15 protein-coding genes and 1 pseudogene are annotated in these 15,457 nt (G+C 69.8%); 11 read left to right on the top strand and 5 right to left on the bottom strand.

The window, feature by feature from the left end:
* The 5 genes from AC6F7H_RS32200 to AC6F7H_RS32220 all read left to right on the top strand — a co-directional run bounded on the left by AC6F7H_RS32200 (position 1) and on the right by AC6F7H_RS32220 (position 8,081).
* Entirely contained in the window at positions 1-957 is a 957-nt protein-coding gene (locus AC6F7H_RS32200) for a carbohydrate ABC transporter permease (RefSeq protein ID WP_500761375.1), read from the top strand.
* Positions 954-1,772, top strand: a complete 819-nt coding sequence (locus tag AC6F7H_RS32205) for a carbohydrate ABC transporter permease (RefSeq protein ID WP_500761377.1) — start codon at positions 954-956, stop codon at positions 1,770-1,772. Before AC6F7H_RS32200 ends, AC6F7H_RS32205 begins: the two co-directional genes overlap by 4 nt.
* Positions 1,769-4,150 (top strand): beta-xylosidase/alpha-l-arabinosidase, encoded by a 2,382-nt coding sequence (locus AC6F7H_RS32210; protein WP_500761379.1) that lies wholly within the window; start codon positions 1,769-1,771, stop codon positions 4,148-4,150. Before AC6F7H_RS32205 ends, AC6F7H_RS32210 begins: the two co-directional genes overlap by 4 nt.
* A gap of 261 nt (positions 4,151-4,411) precedes the next feature.
* Positions 4,412-5,818, top strand: coding sequence for a dihydrolipoyl dehydrogenase (gene lpdA, locus AC6F7H_RS32215; protein ID WP_500761381.1), 1,407 nt, complete (start codon positions 4,412-4,414; stop codon positions 5,816-5,818).
* A 799-nt stretch (positions 5,819-6,617) separates the two neighbouring features.
* Positions 6,618-8,081 (top strand): short-chain fatty acid transporter, encoded by a 1,464-nt coding sequence (locus AC6F7H_RS32220; RefSeq protein ID WP_500761383.1) that lies wholly within the window; start codon positions 6,618-6,620, stop codon positions 8,079-8,081.
* Between the two features lie 565 nt (positions 8,082-8,646).
* Here the strand turns inward: AC6F7H_RS32220 and AC6F7H_RS32225 are convergent.
* The 3 genes and pseudogenes from AC6F7H_RS32225 to AC6F7H_RS32235 form a co-directional block, all read right to left on the bottom strand.
* On the bottom strand, positions 8,647-8,772 hold the full coding sequence (locus AC6F7H_RS32225; protein WP_500761385.1) for a hypothetical protein: 126 nt from the start codon (positions 8,770-8,772) through the stop codon (positions 8,647-8,649).
* Positions 8,773-8,923: 151 nt separating this feature from the next.
* Positions 8,924-9,124 (bottom strand): DUF397 domain-containing protein, encoded by a 201-nt coding sequence (locus AC6F7H_RS32230; RefSeq protein WP_500761387.1) that lies wholly within the window; start codon positions 9,122-9,124, stop codon positions 8,924-8,926.
* Positions 9,121-9,994: pseudogene (locus AC6F7H_RS32235) on the bottom strand (helix-turn-helix domain-containing protein). Before AC6F7H_RS32235 ends, AC6F7H_RS32230 begins: the two are co-directional and overlap by 4 nt.
* Before the next feature lie 162 nt (positions 9,995-10,156).
* On the opposite strand from AC6F7H_RS32235, the gene AC6F7H_RS32240 reads away from it, so the two are divergent.
* Positions 10,157-10,672 carry an ATP-binding protein gene (locus AC6F7H_RS32240; RefSeq protein ID WP_500761389.1) on the top strand — a complete coding sequence of 172 codons (516 nt, stop codon included), beginning with the start codon at positions 10,157-10,159 and terminating at the stop codon, positions 10,670-10,672.
* On the opposite strand, the gene AC6F7H_RS32245 is transcribed toward AC6F7H_RS32240, so the two are convergent.
* Positions 10,617-11,582 carry an MGMT family protein gene (locus tag AC6F7H_RS32245; RefSeq protein ID WP_500761391.1) on the bottom strand — a complete coding sequence of 322 codons (966 nt, stop codon included), beginning with the start codon at positions 11,580-11,582 and terminating at the stop codon, positions 10,617-10,619. The genes AC6F7H_RS32240 and AC6F7H_RS32245 overlap by 56 nt on opposite strands.
* 9 nt (positions 11,583-11,591) lie before the next feature.
* Between AC6F7H_RS32245 and AC6F7H_RS32250 the strand changes: the two genes are divergently transcribed.
* Positions 11,592-11,765, top strand: a complete 174-nt coding sequence (locus AC6F7H_RS32250; protein ID WP_500762171.1) for a transposase — start codon at positions 11,592-11,594, stop codon at positions 11,763-11,765.
* A 115-nt stretch (positions 11,766-11,880) separates the two neighbouring features.
* Here AC6F7H_RS32250 and AC6F7H_RS32255 read toward each other — a convergent pair whose 3' ends face one another.
* Entirely contained in the window at positions 11,881-12,303 is a 423-nt protein-coding gene (locus AC6F7H_RS32255) for a DUF6223 family protein (RefSeq protein WP_500761393.1), read from the bottom strand.
* A 220-nt stretch (positions 12,304-12,523) separates the two neighbouring features.
* Here AC6F7H_RS32255 and AC6F7H_RS32260 point away from each other — a divergent pair, with 220 nt between their 5' ends.
* The 4 genes from AC6F7H_RS32260 (at position 12,524) to AC6F7H_RS32275 (ending at position 15,452) form a co-directional block, all read left to right on the top strand.
* Positions 12,524-13,651, top strand: coding sequence for a sensor histidine kinase (locus tag AC6F7H_RS32260; RefSeq protein ID WP_500761395.1), 1,128 nt, complete (start codon positions 12,524-12,526; stop codon positions 13,649-13,651).
* The gene (locus tag AC6F7H_RS32265) at positions 13,648-14,310 is read left to right on the top strand and encodes a response regulator (protein WP_500761397.1); all 663 of its coding nucleotides are present in this window, start codon (positions 13,648-13,650) and stop codon (positions 14,308-14,310) included. Before AC6F7H_RS32260 ends, AC6F7H_RS32265 begins: the two co-directional genes overlap by 4 nt.
* 229 nt (positions 14,311-14,539) lie before the next feature.
* Positions 14,540-14,797 carry a DUF1998 domain-containing protein gene (locus tag AC6F7H_RS32270; protein ID WP_500762173.1) on the top strand — a complete coding sequence of 86 codons (258 nt, stop codon included), beginning with the start codon at positions 14,540-14,542 and terminating at the stop codon, positions 14,795-14,797.
* Between the two features lie 136 nt (positions 14,798-14,933).
* A complete protein-coding gene (locus AC6F7H_RS32275) occupies positions 14,934-15,452 on the top strand; it encodes an SRPBCC family protein (RefSeq protein WP_500761399.1) in 519 nt (172 codons plus the stop codon).
* The last annotated feature ends 5 nt before the right edge of the window (positions 15,453-15,457 follow it).

The following is a 15,457-nucleotide window of genomic DNA, read 5'->3' on the forward strand; positions in this document are numbered from 1 at the left end:
ATGACCACTCAGATCACGAGCGCTCCGCCCGCCGCCGGACCCCGCAAGGGGGCCCGGCGGCGGCCGCCCGCCTCGTCCGCAACGACGGTGGGCCGCCCCGGCTTCGCCTGGGCGCTGCCTGCCGCAGTGTTCTTCGCCCTCTTCGCGATCGTCCCGCTGATCATGGTGGCCGTGCTGTCCTTCATGAGCTGGGACGGGATCGGCTCGCCCCAGTTCGTCGGCACGGACAACTGGTCGCGCCTGATGGACGACCCGGTGATGCTCAAGAGCATCTGGCTGACCCTGCTCCTGACCGTGCTCGGCGTGGTCATCCAGACACCGCTGAGCATCGTGCTCGGCGTCTGGGCCGCCGGCCACCAGCGCAACCGGGCCGTGCTGTCCGTCATCTACTTCATCCCGCTGCTGCTGTCCGCCACGGCCGTCTCCGTGCTGTGGCGGGCGCTGCTGGACCCCAACTTCGGCATCCCCGCCGAGGCCACCTGGCTGTTCGGCGACGGCAACCTCTTCGGTGAACAGGCCACCGCCATCGGGGTGCTGGCCTTCGTCAGCACCTGGCAGTTCACCCCGTTCCACACCCTGATCTACCAGGGCGCCGCCCGGGCCGTCCCGCAGGTGCTCTACCAGGCGGCGGAGATCGACGGGGCGGGCCGCTACCGGCAGTTCTTCCACATCACCCTGCCGCAGCTGCGCAACTCGATGATCACCTCGATGATCCTGATGATCGTCGGCGGCCTGACCACGTTCGAGACGGTCCTCATCCTGACCCAGGGCGGCCCCGGCACCGACACCACCATCAGCGCCTACTACATGTACGACAAGGCATTCAAGGGCTTCGACTTCGGCGCCGGCTCCGCCATCGCCCTCGCCCTGGTCGTCGCGGCCACCGTCATCTCCCTGATCGTCGTCCGGGTCTCCGGCTACGACAAGATGCGCAGCACCATGGAGGGTGTGTCATGAGGCGCCGCCCCCACTACCTGGCCGGCGCCGGCTCGCTCTTCTGGCTCTTCCTGGTCGGCCTGCCGCTGTACGTGATGCTCGCCGCGACGGTGCGCACCCGCCAGGACTACGCCGAGAACGGCCCGGTCTCCCTCCCGGACAGCTTCACCCTGGACAACTACACCGGCGCCTTCGGCTCGGGCTTCGGCCAGTACTTCCTCAACACGCTCGTCGTCACCGCCTGCGTGATCGGCATCGTGCTGCTGCTGGTCCCGCCCCTCGCCTACGCGATCGTCCGCAGCCGGGGCCGGACCACGTCCGCCGTCTTCCGGCTGTTCCTGCTCGGCCTCGCCATCCCGGCCCAGGCCGTCATCGTGCCGATGTTCTACCTGATCAGCGAGGCCGGGCTGTACGACAACCTGCTCGGCGTCATCCTGCCCACCGCCGCGTTCTGCCTTCCGGTGTCGGCACTGATCCTCAGCGGCGCGATGCGCGACATCTCCCCGGAACTGTACGAGGCCATGGCCATGGACGGCGCCACCCCCCGGCGCATGTTCTTCCAGCTCGTCCTGCCGCTGTCCCGCGGCGGACTGTCCACGATCGTGGTCTTCTCCGCCCTCCAGGCGTGGAACGGCTTCCTGTTCCCGCTCGTCCTGACCCAGTCCGACGCCACCAAGGTGGTCACCCTGGGTCTGTACAACTTCCAGACCGAACACGGCATCGACATCCCCGGTCTGCTGGGAGCCGTGGTGCTGTCCATGGTGCCCGTCCTGCTCGTCTACCTGTTCGCCCGTCGCGCCCTGGTCCAGGGTCTGATGGGCGTCGGAGGAAAGTGACTGCCAACGTGGCCGTAGAGACCACCCCCGACATCCCCCTCTGGAACGACCCCGCCCAGCCCGTCGCCGCCAGAGTCGACGCGCTGATCGGCGCGATGACCCTTCAGGAGAAGATCGCCCAGCTGTACGGCGTGTGGGTCGGCGCCTCCGACAAGGGCGGCGAAGTCGCCCCCCACCAGCACGACATGGAGGAGGCCGTCGACCTCGACGCGCTCCTGCCCACCGGACTGGGCCAGCTCACCCGCCCCTTCGGCACCGTCCCCGTCGACCCCGCGCTCGGCGCGCTCTCGCTGCTGCGCACCCAGACCCGCATCGCCTCGGCGAACCGCTTCGGCATCCCCGCCGTCGCGCACGAGGAGTGCCTGGCCGGCTTCGCCGCCTGGGGCGCCACCGCCTACCCCGTCCCGCTGTCCTGGGGCGCCACCTTCGACCCGGACGTGGTGCGCCGGATGGCCGCCGCCATCGGCCGCGACATGCGGTCCGTCGGCGTCCACCAGGGCCTCGCGCCCGTCCTCGACGTGGTCCGCGACGCCCGCTGGGGACGTGTCGAGGAGACCATCGGCGAGGACCCCCACCTCGTCGGCACCATCGGCACGGCATATGTGCAGGGCCTGGAGTCCGCCGGGATCGTCGCCACCCTCAAGCACTTCGTCGGCTACTCGGCCTCCCGCGCCGGACGCAACCTCGCCCCCGCCCCCATGGGCACCCGCGAACGGGCCGACGTCCTGCTGCCGCCGTTCGAGATGGCAATCCGCGAGGGCGGCGCCCGCTCCGTGATGCACGCCTACAACGACATCGACGGCGTGCCCGTGGCCGCCGACGAGACGTTGCTGACCGGACTGCTCCGCGACACCTGGGGCTTCGACGGCACCGTCGTCGCCGACTACTTCGGCATCGCCTTCCTCAGGACCCTGCACGGCGTCGCCGCCGACTGGGCCGACGCCGCGGGCACCGCGCTGACGGCGGGCGTCGACGTCGAACTGCCCACCGTCAAGACGTTCGGCGCACCACTCGCCGAGGCCGTCACCGAGGGCCGGGTACCGGAGTCGCTCATCGACCGCGCCCTGCGCCGCGTCCTCGGCCAGAAGGTGGTCCTCGGCCTGCTCGACCCGGACTGGAGCCCGGTCCCGCCCGCGCTCGAGGGCGTCGACCTGGACGACCCCGAGGCGCTGCGCGGCAGGATCGACCTGGACCGGCCCGAGAACCGGGAACTGGCCCGCGAGATCGCCGAGAAGGCGGTCGTGCTGCTCACCAACGACGGCACCCTGCCGCTCGCCCGGCCCCGCCGCATCGCCCTGGTCGGCCCCAACGCCACCGAGCCGACCGCCGTACTGGGCTGCTACTCCTTCCCGCTGCACGTCGGCGTGCAGCACCCCCAGGTCCCGGTCGGCATCGACCTGCCCACCCTGCGCGACACCCTGGCCGCCGAGTTCCCCGACGCGGACATCACGGTCGCCCGCGGCACCGGCGTCGACGACGGCGACCTCTCCGGCATCGGCGAGGCGGTGGACGCGGCCCGCGAGGCCGACATCGTCGTCGCCGTCCTCGGCGACCGCGCGGGCCTGTTCGGCCGCGGCACCAGTGGCGAGGGTTGCGACGCCGAGTCCCTCGCCCTGCCCGGCGCCCAGCAGCACCTGCTCGACGCACTGCTCGACTCCGGCACGCCGGTGGTGACCGTCCTGCTCGCCGGGCGGCCGTACGCGCTCGGCCGCGCCACGGCCGAATCGGCGGCGATCGTGCAGTCCTTCTTCCCCGGCGTCGAGGGCACCCACGCGATCGCCGGGATCCTCAGCGGCCGCACCGATCCCTCCGGACGGCTCCCGGTCAGCGTGCCGCGCGGCCCGGGCGCCCAGCCGACCACCTACCTCGGCGCGCGCCTCGCCCAGGCAAGCGAGGTGTCCAACATCGACCCGACCCCGGCATTCGGCTTCGGGCACGGACTGACGTACACGAGTTTCGCCTGGAACGACCTCACCGTGGACGCGCGTGAGGCCCCGACGGACGGCGAGTTCACCCTCGCCCTCACCGTCCGCAACACCGGCGAACGGTCCGGCACCGAGGTCGTCCAGCTCTACCTGCACGACCCGGTCACCTCCGTCGTCCAGCCGGTGCAGCGCCTCATCGGCTACGCCCGGGTCCCGCTGGAGCCGGGCGAGGCCCGCCGGGTCCGCGTCACGGTCCCCTCCGACGTGGCCTCCTTCACCGGCCGGGACGGCCGCCGAGTCGTCGAACCCGGCGACCTGGAACTCCGCCTCGCCGCGTCGAGCACCGACCCCCGCCTGACGGCGACGGTCACCCTGACCGGCCCGGAACGCCAGGCCGACCATACCCGCCGCTTCCACGCGACCTTCACCCAGGAACCGGCATCGGAGGGGTGAACCGGACCTGACACAACCAGGCCGGCCCGGACCGCACGCGCGGTCCGGGCCGGCGGCGCGTCGGCGCTGAGAGCCACGTCGGACGGACTGACGCCAGGTGCCGCCTCACGTCCATGAGCGGGCACCCCGACGGCGTCGTCGACCGCTGCGGAGAACAACTCAGCAAGAGCGTAAGGACCGTCACACTCCGTCAGTCATGGTGAGGTGGGTGCCGTGAACGGTGGAGAATCAGCGGGTAACGCAGAAGAGGGGGAGAGGGTAATGAGCAAGCACTTTGCTGTCGTCGTCCTGGGAGCCGGCCCCGGGGGCTACACGACAGCGGTCCGATGTGCCCAACTCGGCCTGAGCGTCGCGGTGGTGGAGGAGAAGTACTGGGGCGGTGTCTGCCTCAACGTCGGCTGTATCCCGTCCAAGGCGCTGCTGCGCAACGCGGAACTGGCGCACATCGTGACGACCCAGGCAAGCACGTTCGGCATTCGGGCCGAGGGACCCGTCACCTTCGACTACGGCGCCGCGTACAAGCGCAGCCGCAAGGTCGCCGACGGGCGCGTGTCCGGCGTCCATTACCTGATGCGCAAGAACGACATCACCGAGTACGACGGGCGGGGCACCTTCACCGACGCGAACACCCTGCGAGTCGTCCTCGGCGACGGCCGCACCGAGACGCTCACCTTCGACCACTGCGTGATCGCCACCGGCGCCACCACCCGCCTGCTGCCCGGTACGGAGCTGAGCGACCGCGTCGTCACGTACGAGGAGCAGATCCTCGCCGAGGAACTGCCGGAGAGCATCGTCATCGCGGGCGCCGGCGCCATCGGCGTCGAGTTCGCCTACGTGCTGCACAACTACGGCGTCAAGGTGACCCTTGTGGAGTTCGCCGACCGGATCGTCCCCCTGGAGGACGCCGACGTCTCCAAGGAACTTGCCAAGAACTACCGCAAGCTCGGCATCGAGGTGCTCACCTCCACCCGGGTGGAAGCCATCGACGACACCGACCAGGCGTCCCCCGTGCGCGTGACCGTCACCCAGGACGGCACCCGGCGGACGCTCGAGGCGGCCAGGGTCATGCAGGCCGTCGGCTTCACCCCGCGCGTCACCGGCTACGGTCTGGAGGCCACCGGTGTACGGCTCACCGACCGGGGCGCGATCGACGTCGACGGACGAGGCCGCACCAGCGTTCCGCACATCTACGCCATCGGAGACGTGACGGCCAAGCTCATGCTCGCGCACGCCGCGGAAAGCATGGGCATCGTCGCCGCCGAGACCATCGCCGGTGCCGAGACGATGGAGATCGACTTCCGCATGGTGCCCCGCGCCACCTACTGTCAGCCGCAGATCGCCGGCTTCGGCTACACCGAGGAGCAGGCCCGCCAGGCCGGCTTCGATGTCGGCGTGGCCAAGTTCCCGTTCACGGCCAACGGCAAGGCGCACGGCCTGGCCGAGCCCGGCGGCTTCGTCAAGGTGATCAGCGACAAGCAGCACGGCGAGATCCTCGGCGCCCACCTCATCGGCCCCGAGGTCACCGAGCTGCTGCCCGAGCTGACCCTGGCCCAGCAGTGGGACCTCACCATCCACGAGGTCGCCCGTAACATCCACGCCCACCCGACCCTGGGCGAAGCGGTCAAGGAAGCGGTGCACGGCCTGGCCGGGCACATGATCAACATGTGACGGGAATCCACGGCGACCAGCCCCTTCCCCGACCTTCACTCGTCCGCGGAGAGCTCCGCCCTCCATCCGTGGCCGACTCCCACCCAGCCGCTCCTGGTGGTACGGGGCGGTCGGGGCGGGGGCGGTTGTCCCACCATCGCGGAGGACTTCGCTTTCGTCCGGGAGATAAGCCTCTCCCACGAGGGCCGGCTCCTCCCGTGCCACGATTCCCGCGCCTGACTCATCGGCGAGGACGGAGCCGTACCACGCCCCTCGAGCCGCGACAGTGGCTGGATCCGGGGCAGCCCCGAGCGTTATCCGGAGGCGCTCCTGAACCATCCCACCTGAACTTCCGAGATCTGCACCGGCAAGGTCACCGACGCTCGGGACAGCGGGGCCGTCATCGAGATGAGCATGCGGGAGGTGCCACGTACACCGGTGGCCAAGGAGATCACGGGGGGACGTCGTTGCCACTCCTTGCGTCGGAGCGAGCCGTGTTGTCTCCCTCGTGCCAGTCGCGTGAGGGCTACTGCGTTCGTGGGTGTACCGGCGCCGCCCGCGCGGTGAAGCACCTACACGACATCTCCTCGGGCTGCCATGTCGGTCAGGCCCATGAAACCGGTCGGCGAAATGGCTTGCACCGCCACCTTTCCGTCGCGTTCCTTCCCGCTGTGTGATCTATGTGCAACGAATCGGGGGACCCCCTTCCCTATTCGGCTTCCCACCCGCGAAGATCTCCGCCCGAGTCACGGATCAGCCGTCAGACGACGCTGTTCGTAGACATGGTGAACGGCCGTCCGAAGAGGAAGCGAGACAAACCATGGTCGGGGACATCCACACCGAGCGGGACGCCGAGGTGCGTGAGGGTGAGACCTGGTTGGCGCGGGTTGCGTTGCGGTTCACGGCCTTCACCGAGCGGTGGCTTCCGGACGCCTTCGGGTTCGTCCTCGTCGGCACGTTCTTGGTCTTCGCTCTGGGGCTCGCGACGGGGGAGAGCCCCACCACCCTCGTGGACGCGTGGGGTGAGGGCTTCTGGTCGCTGATCCAGTTCACCCTGCAGATGGCGATGATCATCATCGGCGGATACGCGGTCGCCGTGTCCGCTCCGGTCGCCCGGCTGATCGCCCGCATGGCGCAGATCCCCAAGTCGCCGCGCGCGGCGATCGCGTTCACCGCCGCGGTGGCGATGATCAGCTCCTATCTCAACTGGGCGTTCAGCCTGATTTTCACCGCCATCTTGGCGAAGGAGATCGCCCGCGTCGTCCGCGGTGTCGACTACCGGGCGCTCGGCGCCATGGCGTTCCTCGGACTCGGTACGGTGTGGGCCCAGGGGCTGTCGGGTTCCGCGGCACTGCAGGTGGCCAGCCCGGCCTCCAGCCCGGAGGCCGTGCAGGAGATCATCGCCGAGGGGCGGGACGGCGAGGGCATCATCCCGCTCACCGAAACGATCTTCACCTGGCAGAGCGTGCTGGCGACCTTCGTGGTCTTCGTGGTGGCGGTCGTCATGGCCTGGTTCCTCGCCCCCTCGCCCGCCCGCGCCAAGACCGCCCAGGAGATGGGGATCGAACTGCGCCCGCTTCTGGCGGAGAAGGACGGGAAGGAGGACGCGGCCTCCGGCGCCATGGGGTCGCGTCCCGGCGACTGGTTGGAGCGCAGCCCTCTGTTCACCGTCCTGGTCGGGATTCTGGGTCTGTGGTACCTGGTGCGCCACTTCACGAACGTCGAGGGGAACCCGGTTGCGGCGATCGACCTCAACACGGTCAACCTCGTCCTGATCCTGCTGGCGCTCTGCCTCCACTGGCGCCCGATCCGCATGGTCGAGGCGGTTCGGCGGGGGACCCCCGCGGCGTCCGGGGTGCTGCTGCAGTTCCCCTTCTACGGTGGCATCTTCGGCATGATCGCATTCACCGGCCTGTCCAAGCAGATCGCCGGCTGGATGGTGAACGTCTCCAACGAGCTGCTCTTCCCGCCGCTCATCGCGGTCTACTCGGCGGTACTGGGCGTCTTCGTCCCCAGCGGCGGCAGCAAGTGGGTCATCGAGGCTCCCTACGTGATGGAGGCGGCGAACCAGCTGCACGTCAACCAGGGGTGGATGGTGGTCGTCTACGACCTCGGCGAGGCGTCGGCGAACCTGCTGCAGCCGTTCTGGATGCTTCCGACGCTGGCGGTGCTGGGCCTCAAGGCCCGGGACATCATGGGGTACACGTTCGCGATGTTCCTCGCCTGCTTCCCCGTGGTGCTGATCGTGGTCACCGTCCTCGCGCAGACCCTGCCGTTCCCGTAACCACGCCGCACGCGCGGCGCCGGACCAGTCGGCCGAGCGAGCGGTCTCCGCGAACGTCGGGTGGCAACAACCGCAGCCGTGCAGGAGGACGGTGCGTGCACGAGTCGGCGTGGGAAGGACCAGCGCGTACCCCACGTGACGGCCACGGCGGCCGGAGTTCCGATCAGCGTGCCGGCGAAGCGGTCGGAGACGAGGGACGCCACTGTGCCGCCGGTGCCGTCGGCTTCCCAGGAATCTCGTTCGACCTGACGGCCGGGCGGCGAGCCTGCTGCGGCGATTGTCACGAAGGCCTTCGAGAGTCGCTGCGTACGCTGATCCCGGCCGTTCGAGGTTGTCGTAGGGGGTGATCAGTCACGAGATGGGCAGCAGGGGGCCGTCCCCGCATGCGAAGTGGTCCCCCTCGGGCCTGGGCGGTGCACCCGGCAAGGAAAGCCTGCTGCATGCTGCATTGAGCCCTTGGCGAAGCCGGCCATGGGCGTCCCGGCGCAGCAGGTCGTGCGCGTCGCGACCGAGGAGATCCTCAGCTGGAAGGCCGGCAACTGTTCGGTGTGGGTGTTGACCGCGATCACGCGGCCTGCTCGTCCACGACGTACGCGCCGCTCCCGATGGCCTCCAGCGCCCTGGTGAGCGGGTCAGCAGGTTCGGCCGGAAACCGTTCCCCGAGGGTCTGCGTAGGCTCCACCCTTGCCATGTCCTCATCCCCTTCGCTGACCGGCGGCACGTCCGCACAGCAATGCCTCCTTTCCCCAGGTGCCTCAGTACCAGTGAATCCGGCCTCGCCTCGAGCGCGCCCCCGAGGCCGTGCCAGGAAGCCTGAGTGCCACGGCCTCGGGCGCGGCAGGTCAGATCCGGTCCCGCCCCAGGCCCGCGACGAACCCGGACCACGCGCTCCGCGCGAACGCGAGCCGAGGGCCGCCGTGCTCCTTGGAATCCCGTACGTGTACGGCGGTCGTGTCAGGGGCGACTTTGACGCACGCCCCTCCATCGCCGCTGCTGTAGCTGCTCTTGAACCAGTCCAGCCGTGCGGGCTGTTCGGTGTTCATCGGTCTCCCAGCATTTTCTCGATCAAGGTCAGTGACTCCTCTGGTGTGAGCGCCTGTGCCCTGATGCTGCCGTAGCGTGCGGCAAGAATACGTACCTCGTCCGGATCTGTGATCAGGCGGCTGATGTGCTGGACTTCCAGGTATGCCACCTGGGTTTTGCCCTTCGGAGTGAGCAGGATGAATGGCCCGCCCAGACTGGGGTGCTCCTTGCGTTCCCTCGGTAGCACCTGGAGTTCCACACTGCGTAGCCTGCCGAACTTCAGCAGCGCTTCGAGTTGTTTCCGATGAACGTCCCACCCGCCCAGCGGGCGACGCAACACGGATTCCTCGAGGATGAAGGTCGTGAACGGCGGAGGCCAGCGGTCGAAGATCTGTCGGCGGTCCAATCGTGCGGCCACACGCTGTTCGATGGTCGTCTCGTCCAGCAAGGACTTGGCGAGTACCGAACACCACACGTGCGTGAGCCTCAGTTTGCAGGAGCCCGGGGACTGCGAGCGAGCTGTAGTCGTGCAGCTCGACCGTTTCCGCCTCCAGCCGCGCATAGTTCCGGAACCACTCCGGATGCCGCACCCTGCGCAGGGTCTTCGCCCGCTCCACATCCTCCGCCGCGGACGCCAACAGGCCCCCGCACTCCAGCAACCGGTCCACGGCGACCAGCAGTTCGGGTTGAGGTGTGCGTCGTGCCCGCTCGATCGAGGAGATCGTCTCCTCGCCGTACCCGATCCGGTCGCCCAGTTCCTTCTGGCTCAGTCCGGCCCGTTCCCGGGCGACCCTGATCTGGTGGCCGAGGGCCCGGAACAGGTCCGCGACCTCGTCCGTGCCGTCCGCCTCGCCGTTCGTGGGAACCCCCGTACCCGGCTGTGCTGTCATGCCGTACCACCATCCTGTTCCTTGTACCGGGGACGAACCGGTGAAAGCCCGGCCGGGCAATGGCCGTACACCCGCACATCACACCGTCCGCGCCGGGACAGTCACCCTGCGTACCGTCCGGAGTGCTCCTCACGGTAGGACCACTCGGTCACCCTCGGTGATGTGAATCAGGAAACCGTCACCGCACCTGGTGAACCGACCGTCGGCACAGCCCACTTCCGCACCATGTTTCCCACCACGGCGCACGGCGCGCACACCGCACGCCATGCGGCTGAGCGCTGGCTCGCCGCGCAGCAGGGACGGTCGGAGCCCGACGACGACGGCACGGCCACGGCCTCCCTCCTCATCGCCGAACTGACCGCGAACGCGGCCCTGCACGGCCGGGTGCAGGGCAGGAACGCACGTCTCGCCCTCAGCCTGACCCCCGCCACCCTGCGGATCGAGGTGAACGACGCGCGGGGCGAACGTCTGCCCGCGCCGACCCCGGCCGCCGATGCCGACGGCGACAGTGAGTCCGGACGGGGCCTGCTCCTCGTCGCCTCGCTCGCGGACGCCTGGGGCTGCGAGCCGTATCCGCCGGGCGGCAAGACGGTGTGGGCGGAGTGTGCCCGGCGGGCGGCCCTCAGGACGATCCCCGGTTCTCCCAGCGGTCCCGGAACCACGTCAGCGTCTCGGTGAGGAGCTCTCGGTTGCGGTCCTTCTCCAGAAGGGACAGCCGGATGTTGGGTCGCAGCTCCAGCCTCCCCTCCGGGATGTCGACACCGTCCAGAGCATTGAGGCGCGTGAGGTATTCGGCGCGCAGCGCGCGGTCGGTGAACGGTTCCCGCGCGGCGAGGTACTGGAACACCACCTCCGCCGTGCCCCCGCGTCCGGCACCGGGGTAGAGCGTCATCGGCCAGATGCCGCGGCCAGGGCCGCCCGCCTCGCCGAGTATGAGGTACGCACTCGTGGTGACGTGTCCCGCGCCGTGGCCGATCCAGCCGCCCAGCCCCTCCCAGTGGGCGAAGAGCGCGCGGACCGCTTCGACCGTCTCGGGGGAGTCGTCCGCGGCGAGCTGGCGGAAGAACCGTTCGGCGCGGGTCTCCACGCCGGGTGCTTCCGCGGTTCCGTCCTGCGCGGTGTCCTCGCCGTCCGCCCGGTCGTCGTCCGTGCCGGCGAGCAGCGCGGCGAGGTCGTCGGCGGTGAGCCGCTGGGCCGGACCGGCGGCCCCGGTGGCCGTGAAACGGACGCCGTCGGCGGCCAGCCGGGCGCGGACGTCGTCGCTTCCCGCTTCCTGGGGCGCCGCCCACCGGAAGCCTTCGGAGACCTTGCCCTCGGCGGTGAGGACGCGGTACGCGTTGGCCACTCCGGGGGTGTTGGCCAGGTGGTTGCCCACGGCCTGGGCGCCGGAGCCGAGGAAGGCGGCGAGGTCGCCGTAGGAGGTCCAGGTGCCGTGGGGGAGGGTGGCGAGGACCTGGTGGGCGAGCTGCCAGTCGCGGTTGCGTTCCGCGCGGCCCACTCCGCGCAGCGGGGCCGGCCACAACGCGATGGCGCGGTCGGTGAGTTCGTCGGCGCGGGCTGCGAAGCCACCGTCTCCGAAATCGTCCACGCTCACGGCCTGCGGCACTGCCGCTACCGCGGCCTGGCGAAGACACACGTCCAACACGTCCTCACAGCCGCCGGAACCAACATCATCCGCCTCAGCGAATGCTTCCCACCCGGCACCACACCAGCTTCTCTGCCCCGACCGCCCGGCCACTTCCAGCGACTCTGCCAAGGACTGACGTCCTAGAGATCACCAACAGCATCCGGAAGGTGAGCCAGAACCCAAGTTTCGACAGCGCGGTACTCGGCGGCACCTGACAGGTCTTCAGGCAGGCCCGAACGCGTGCTCGTATCCGTTGCCGTCAGCCGGTGCGGCGGGAGCGGGTCAGAGCCAGCCAGCCGCAGACCGCGGCGATCAGCCCCAGCACCAGGGCCAAGGCGCCACCGACTACTCCGTTGCCGGTGCCGGGACCACCGTCGGCGACGGCCAGATTCAGCGTGCCGATGACCACGCCGGCCAGCCCCGCCACCAGGGCCACGATGGCCCTGCTTCGCCTGTTGCCGGTGCCGGTACGGTCGGCGGAGCGGGCCAGAGCCAGCCCACCGATGACCACGCCGGCCAGCGCCACGAGCGCGGCCGTGGTGCCCACGAGTCGCCCGGTGGTCAGGTTGTAAGCATCGACGGCGGCCGACTGGGCCGAGGCGTGCGCGGCCGCCGGTGCGGCAAGCCTGATGCCTCCGAGTACGGCGGCCACGGCGGCGGCGAGCAGGCGACGAACAGACATTCAAGGTACTCCTTCTCTTCCTGCGACTGGGCGTCGCCTGAGCATGTCTGCCGGCCCCACCCACGGTCGTCCGGCGGACGTAGACACTTCACACTGCCGCCGATGCGGCATCCGGCTACCACGGATGCCGCAGGAGGCGCGAAGGTACTGCGTGTGCGGTAGTCGGCCGCTCGTTCACGAGGGGGACTCGCCCGCGGTGACAGCCAGCTAGGGTGCGTGCATGAGTGCAGGTGAGTCCGGCGTTCGGGCCCGGTTCGGAGACTGGGGCCTCGCTGTCGGCGTGATGGTGGCGCTGCTGGTCACCGGGCTGTCCGGACAGCGTGCCGCCACGGACCTCGCCTTGCTCGGGTACGTGCTGCTGACGATCGGCGGGCTGGCGCTGGGCGCACGCCGCCGGGCTCCGGTTGCCGTCCTGGCCGTCACCGGGCTGTGCGCGGTGGGGTACCAGGCGGCCGGTTTCGACGTGCCCGCCGTCGCGTACCTGTTCGCGGTGTACGCGGCCGTACGGGCGGGACACCGCACCGTCACGGTGGCGGCGAGCGTGGTCATGCTGGCCTTGCTGCCGCTCGCGGCCATGGCTTCGGGCCTGCACGACACGGGTGAGGTGTTCGCGCAGGCTCGAGGCGCCCTCGAGATCGCCTGGCTGGTCGCAGCCGGCGCTGCAGGAGAGGCGCTGCGACAGGCCGAGCGGCGGGCGGACGAGGCTGAGCGCACCCGGGAGGAGACCGCGCGGCGCCGCGCCGACGAGGAACGGCTCCGTATCGCTCGGGAGCTGCACGACTCGCTCACCCACCAGATCTCGGTCATCAAGGTGCAGGCGGAGGTCGCCGTGCATGTGGCCCGCAGGCGGGGCGAGGAGGCGCCGCCTTCCCTGCTGGCGATCCAGGAGGCCGGGCGCGAGGCGAGCCGGGAGCTGCGCGCGACGCTGGAGGCGTTGCGCGATGACGACACGGCCCCGCCGCGCGGGCTCGATGATGTCCCGGAACTGGTGGAGTGGGCCCGTACGTTCGGCCTGGACACGACACTGACGATCGCGGGACAGCGACACGACGTGTCGGTCGCGGTGGACCGGACCGTCTACCGGATCGTTCAGGAGTCGCTCACCAACGTTGCCCGGCATGCGGACGCGGCCACGGCGTCGGTCCGGATCGACTGCCGTCCGGACGCCCTCGTGATACGCGTCGACGACGACGGCAAGGCGACGCCGGCCATCGCCCCGGTACCCGGCCTCGGGCTGCTCGGCATGCGTGAACGCGTCACCGCCCTCGGCGGTCGGCTGCGGGCCGAACCACGCGGCGAAGGCGGCTTCACCATCCAAGCTGAACTCCCCGTGGACCGGATGTCATGATCCGTGTCCTGCTGGTCGACGACCAGCCGCTCATCCGTAGCGGATTCCGCGCCCTTCTCGATCTCGAAGACGACATCGCGGTGGTGGCCGAGGCCGCCGACGGCAGCGAGGGCCTGGAGCTCGCCAAAGAGCACCTGCCCGATGTCGCGCTTGTCGACATCCAGATGCCGGTCATCGATGGCATCGAGGTGACCCGGCGCATCGCCGCGGACCCGGCCCTGGCCGGGGTGCACGTCGTCATCCTGACCAACTACGGTCTGGACGAATACGTCTTCGACGCGCTGCGCGCCGGCGCTGCCGGATTCCTGGTCAAGGACGTCGTGCCAGAAGACTTCCTGCACGCCGTACGCGTCGCCGCGCGTGGCGATGCCCTACTGGCACCCTCGATCACCCGCAGGCTGATCAACCGGTACGTCACCCAGCCGCTGCCCACCGGTACCGACACGGGGTTGGAAGAGCTGACCACTCGCGAACGCGAGGCTGTTGTCCTTGTCGCGCGGGGCCTGTCCAACGACGAGATCGCCGACCACATGGTGATCAGCCCGCTGACTGCGAAAACCCACGTCAACCGGGCCATGGCCAAGCTCCGTGCCCGTGACCGGGCCCAACTCGTGGTCCTTGCCTACGAATCCGGCCTGGTAGCCCCACGCAACCCTTGACCATGCGTTACGCACACCGAGGCCGTCTTGAGTGGCAAGGGCGCGCTCAACGTATTCACCTGCCCTGGATTTCGAGCACCTGAGCCTCTGGAGCCTCCAGTAGGCTGCCGGATGCCTTGGCCGGGGTGCCGTCGTTTCTCGTGAACATCGAACACGATGGGGTTCGAGTGCCTCCCGAAGAACTGAACATCCGCTGTCGCTACCCGTGAGCTGAGCCAGCCGGGACGACATCGACGGCATGGTTCGCACCGGAACCGACGGAATGCCGTCGCTGCTCCTCTTCGACACCACGCCGGGTGGTGCGGGCAACGTGATCCGCATCGGTGAGCATCTTGAAGCTGTTGCGGAGGAGGCACTCATCAGGGTCGGCGCCTGTGAGTGCGGCCCTGAAAGCAGCTGCTGCGCATGCCTGCGGACCTTCCGGAACGAGCAATTCCATGAGTTGCTGAGCTGTCGGGAAGCCGTATCACTCCTGGTCACGCCCTGACCGGCGGGAGGACCGGTCGGCCACAGCCTCGCTCCTTGCGCTGACCCGCCGCATCCCGTCGCGGAGCGAGCCGTGTGGCGGGCTGTCGAGTGGGCACCGAGACTGGGGGGGAACGGCGTCTGGAGATGGGTGGGTCATGCACACCGTCGAGGAAACGATCGAGGTCGAGGTCCCGGTGCGGACCGCGTACGACGCATGGACGCAGTTCAAGAGCTTTCCCCGGTTCATGACCGGTGTGCGGCGGGTCGACCAGATCAAGCCGACCGTCACCCGGTGGGTCGTCGGTGCCGGACCCGTGCGCCGTGAGGTCGGGATCGAGATCGTCGAGCAGGTGCCGGACTCGCATCTGGCCTGGCGGAGTCTCGAGCGGCGGCCCTCCCACCGCGGCGAGGTGTCGTTCCGGAGCACCGCGGCGGGCACGACGGAGATCACCGTGCGGGTGCGGACCGAGGCGCGCGGCGCCACCGGTGTGCTCGCCGCCGTGCCCGGGGTGACCCGCCGTGTGGTGCGGTCCGGGCTCCAACACTTCAAGACGTACATCGAGGGTATGGGGGACGCGGGCGGGGCCTGGCGCGGGACCATCCGCAACGGGCATGTGCAGCCCATGGAACCGAAACCGTCCAGAAGCCGGGTGCCCTGCTGGCCCGTCGGCTGAATCCA

The sequence above is a fragment of the Streptomyces sp. MMS24-W38 genome, assembly GCF_059889265.1.

What these genes read in the sequence shown, in the direction of transcription:
- AC6F7H_RS32200 (WP_500761375.1), top strand. Translation starts at nt 1, where the DNA reads ATGACCACTCAGATCACGAGCGCTCCGCCCGCCGCCGGACCCCGCAAG.
- AC6F7H_RS32205 (WP_500761377.1), top strand. Translation starts at nt 954, where the DNA reads ATGAGGCGCCGCCCCCACTACCTGGCCGGCGCCGGCTCGCTCTTCTGG.
- lpdA (WP_500761381.1), top strand. Translation starts at nt 4,412, where the DNA reads ATGAGCAAGCACTTTGCTGTCGTCGTCCTGGGAGCCGGCCCCGGGGGC.
- AC6F7H_RS32220 (WP_500761383.1), top strand. Translation starts at nt 6,618, where the DNA reads ATGGTCGGGGACATCCACACCGAGCGGGACGCCGAGGTGCGTGAGGGT.
- AC6F7H_RS32225 (WP_500761385.1), bottom strand. Translation starts at nt 8,772, where the DNA reads ATGGCAAGGGTGGAGCCTACGCAGACCCTCGGGGAACGGTTTCCGGCC.
- AC6F7H_RS32230 (WP_500761387.1), bottom strand. Translation starts at nt 9,124, where the DNA reads ATGAACACCGAACAGCCCGCACGGCTGGACTGGTTCAAGAGCAGCTAC.
- AC6F7H_RS32255 (WP_500761393.1), bottom strand. Translation starts at nt 12,303, where the DNA reads ATGTCTGTTCGTCGCCTGCTCGCCGCCGCCGTGGCCGCCGTACTCGGA.
- AC6F7H_RS32260 (WP_500761395.1), top strand. Translation starts at nt 12,524, where the DNA reads ATGAGTGCAGGTGAGTCCGGCGTTCGGGCCCGGTTCGGAGACTGGGGC.
- AC6F7H_RS32265 (WP_500761397.1), top strand. Translation starts at nt 13,648, where the DNA reads ATGATCCGTGTCCTGCTGGTCGACGACCAGCCGCTCATCCGTAGCGGA.
- AC6F7H_RS32275 (WP_500761399.1), top strand. Translation starts at nt 14,934, where the DNA reads ATGCACACCGTCGAGGAAACGATCGAGGTCGAGGTCCCGGTGCGGACC.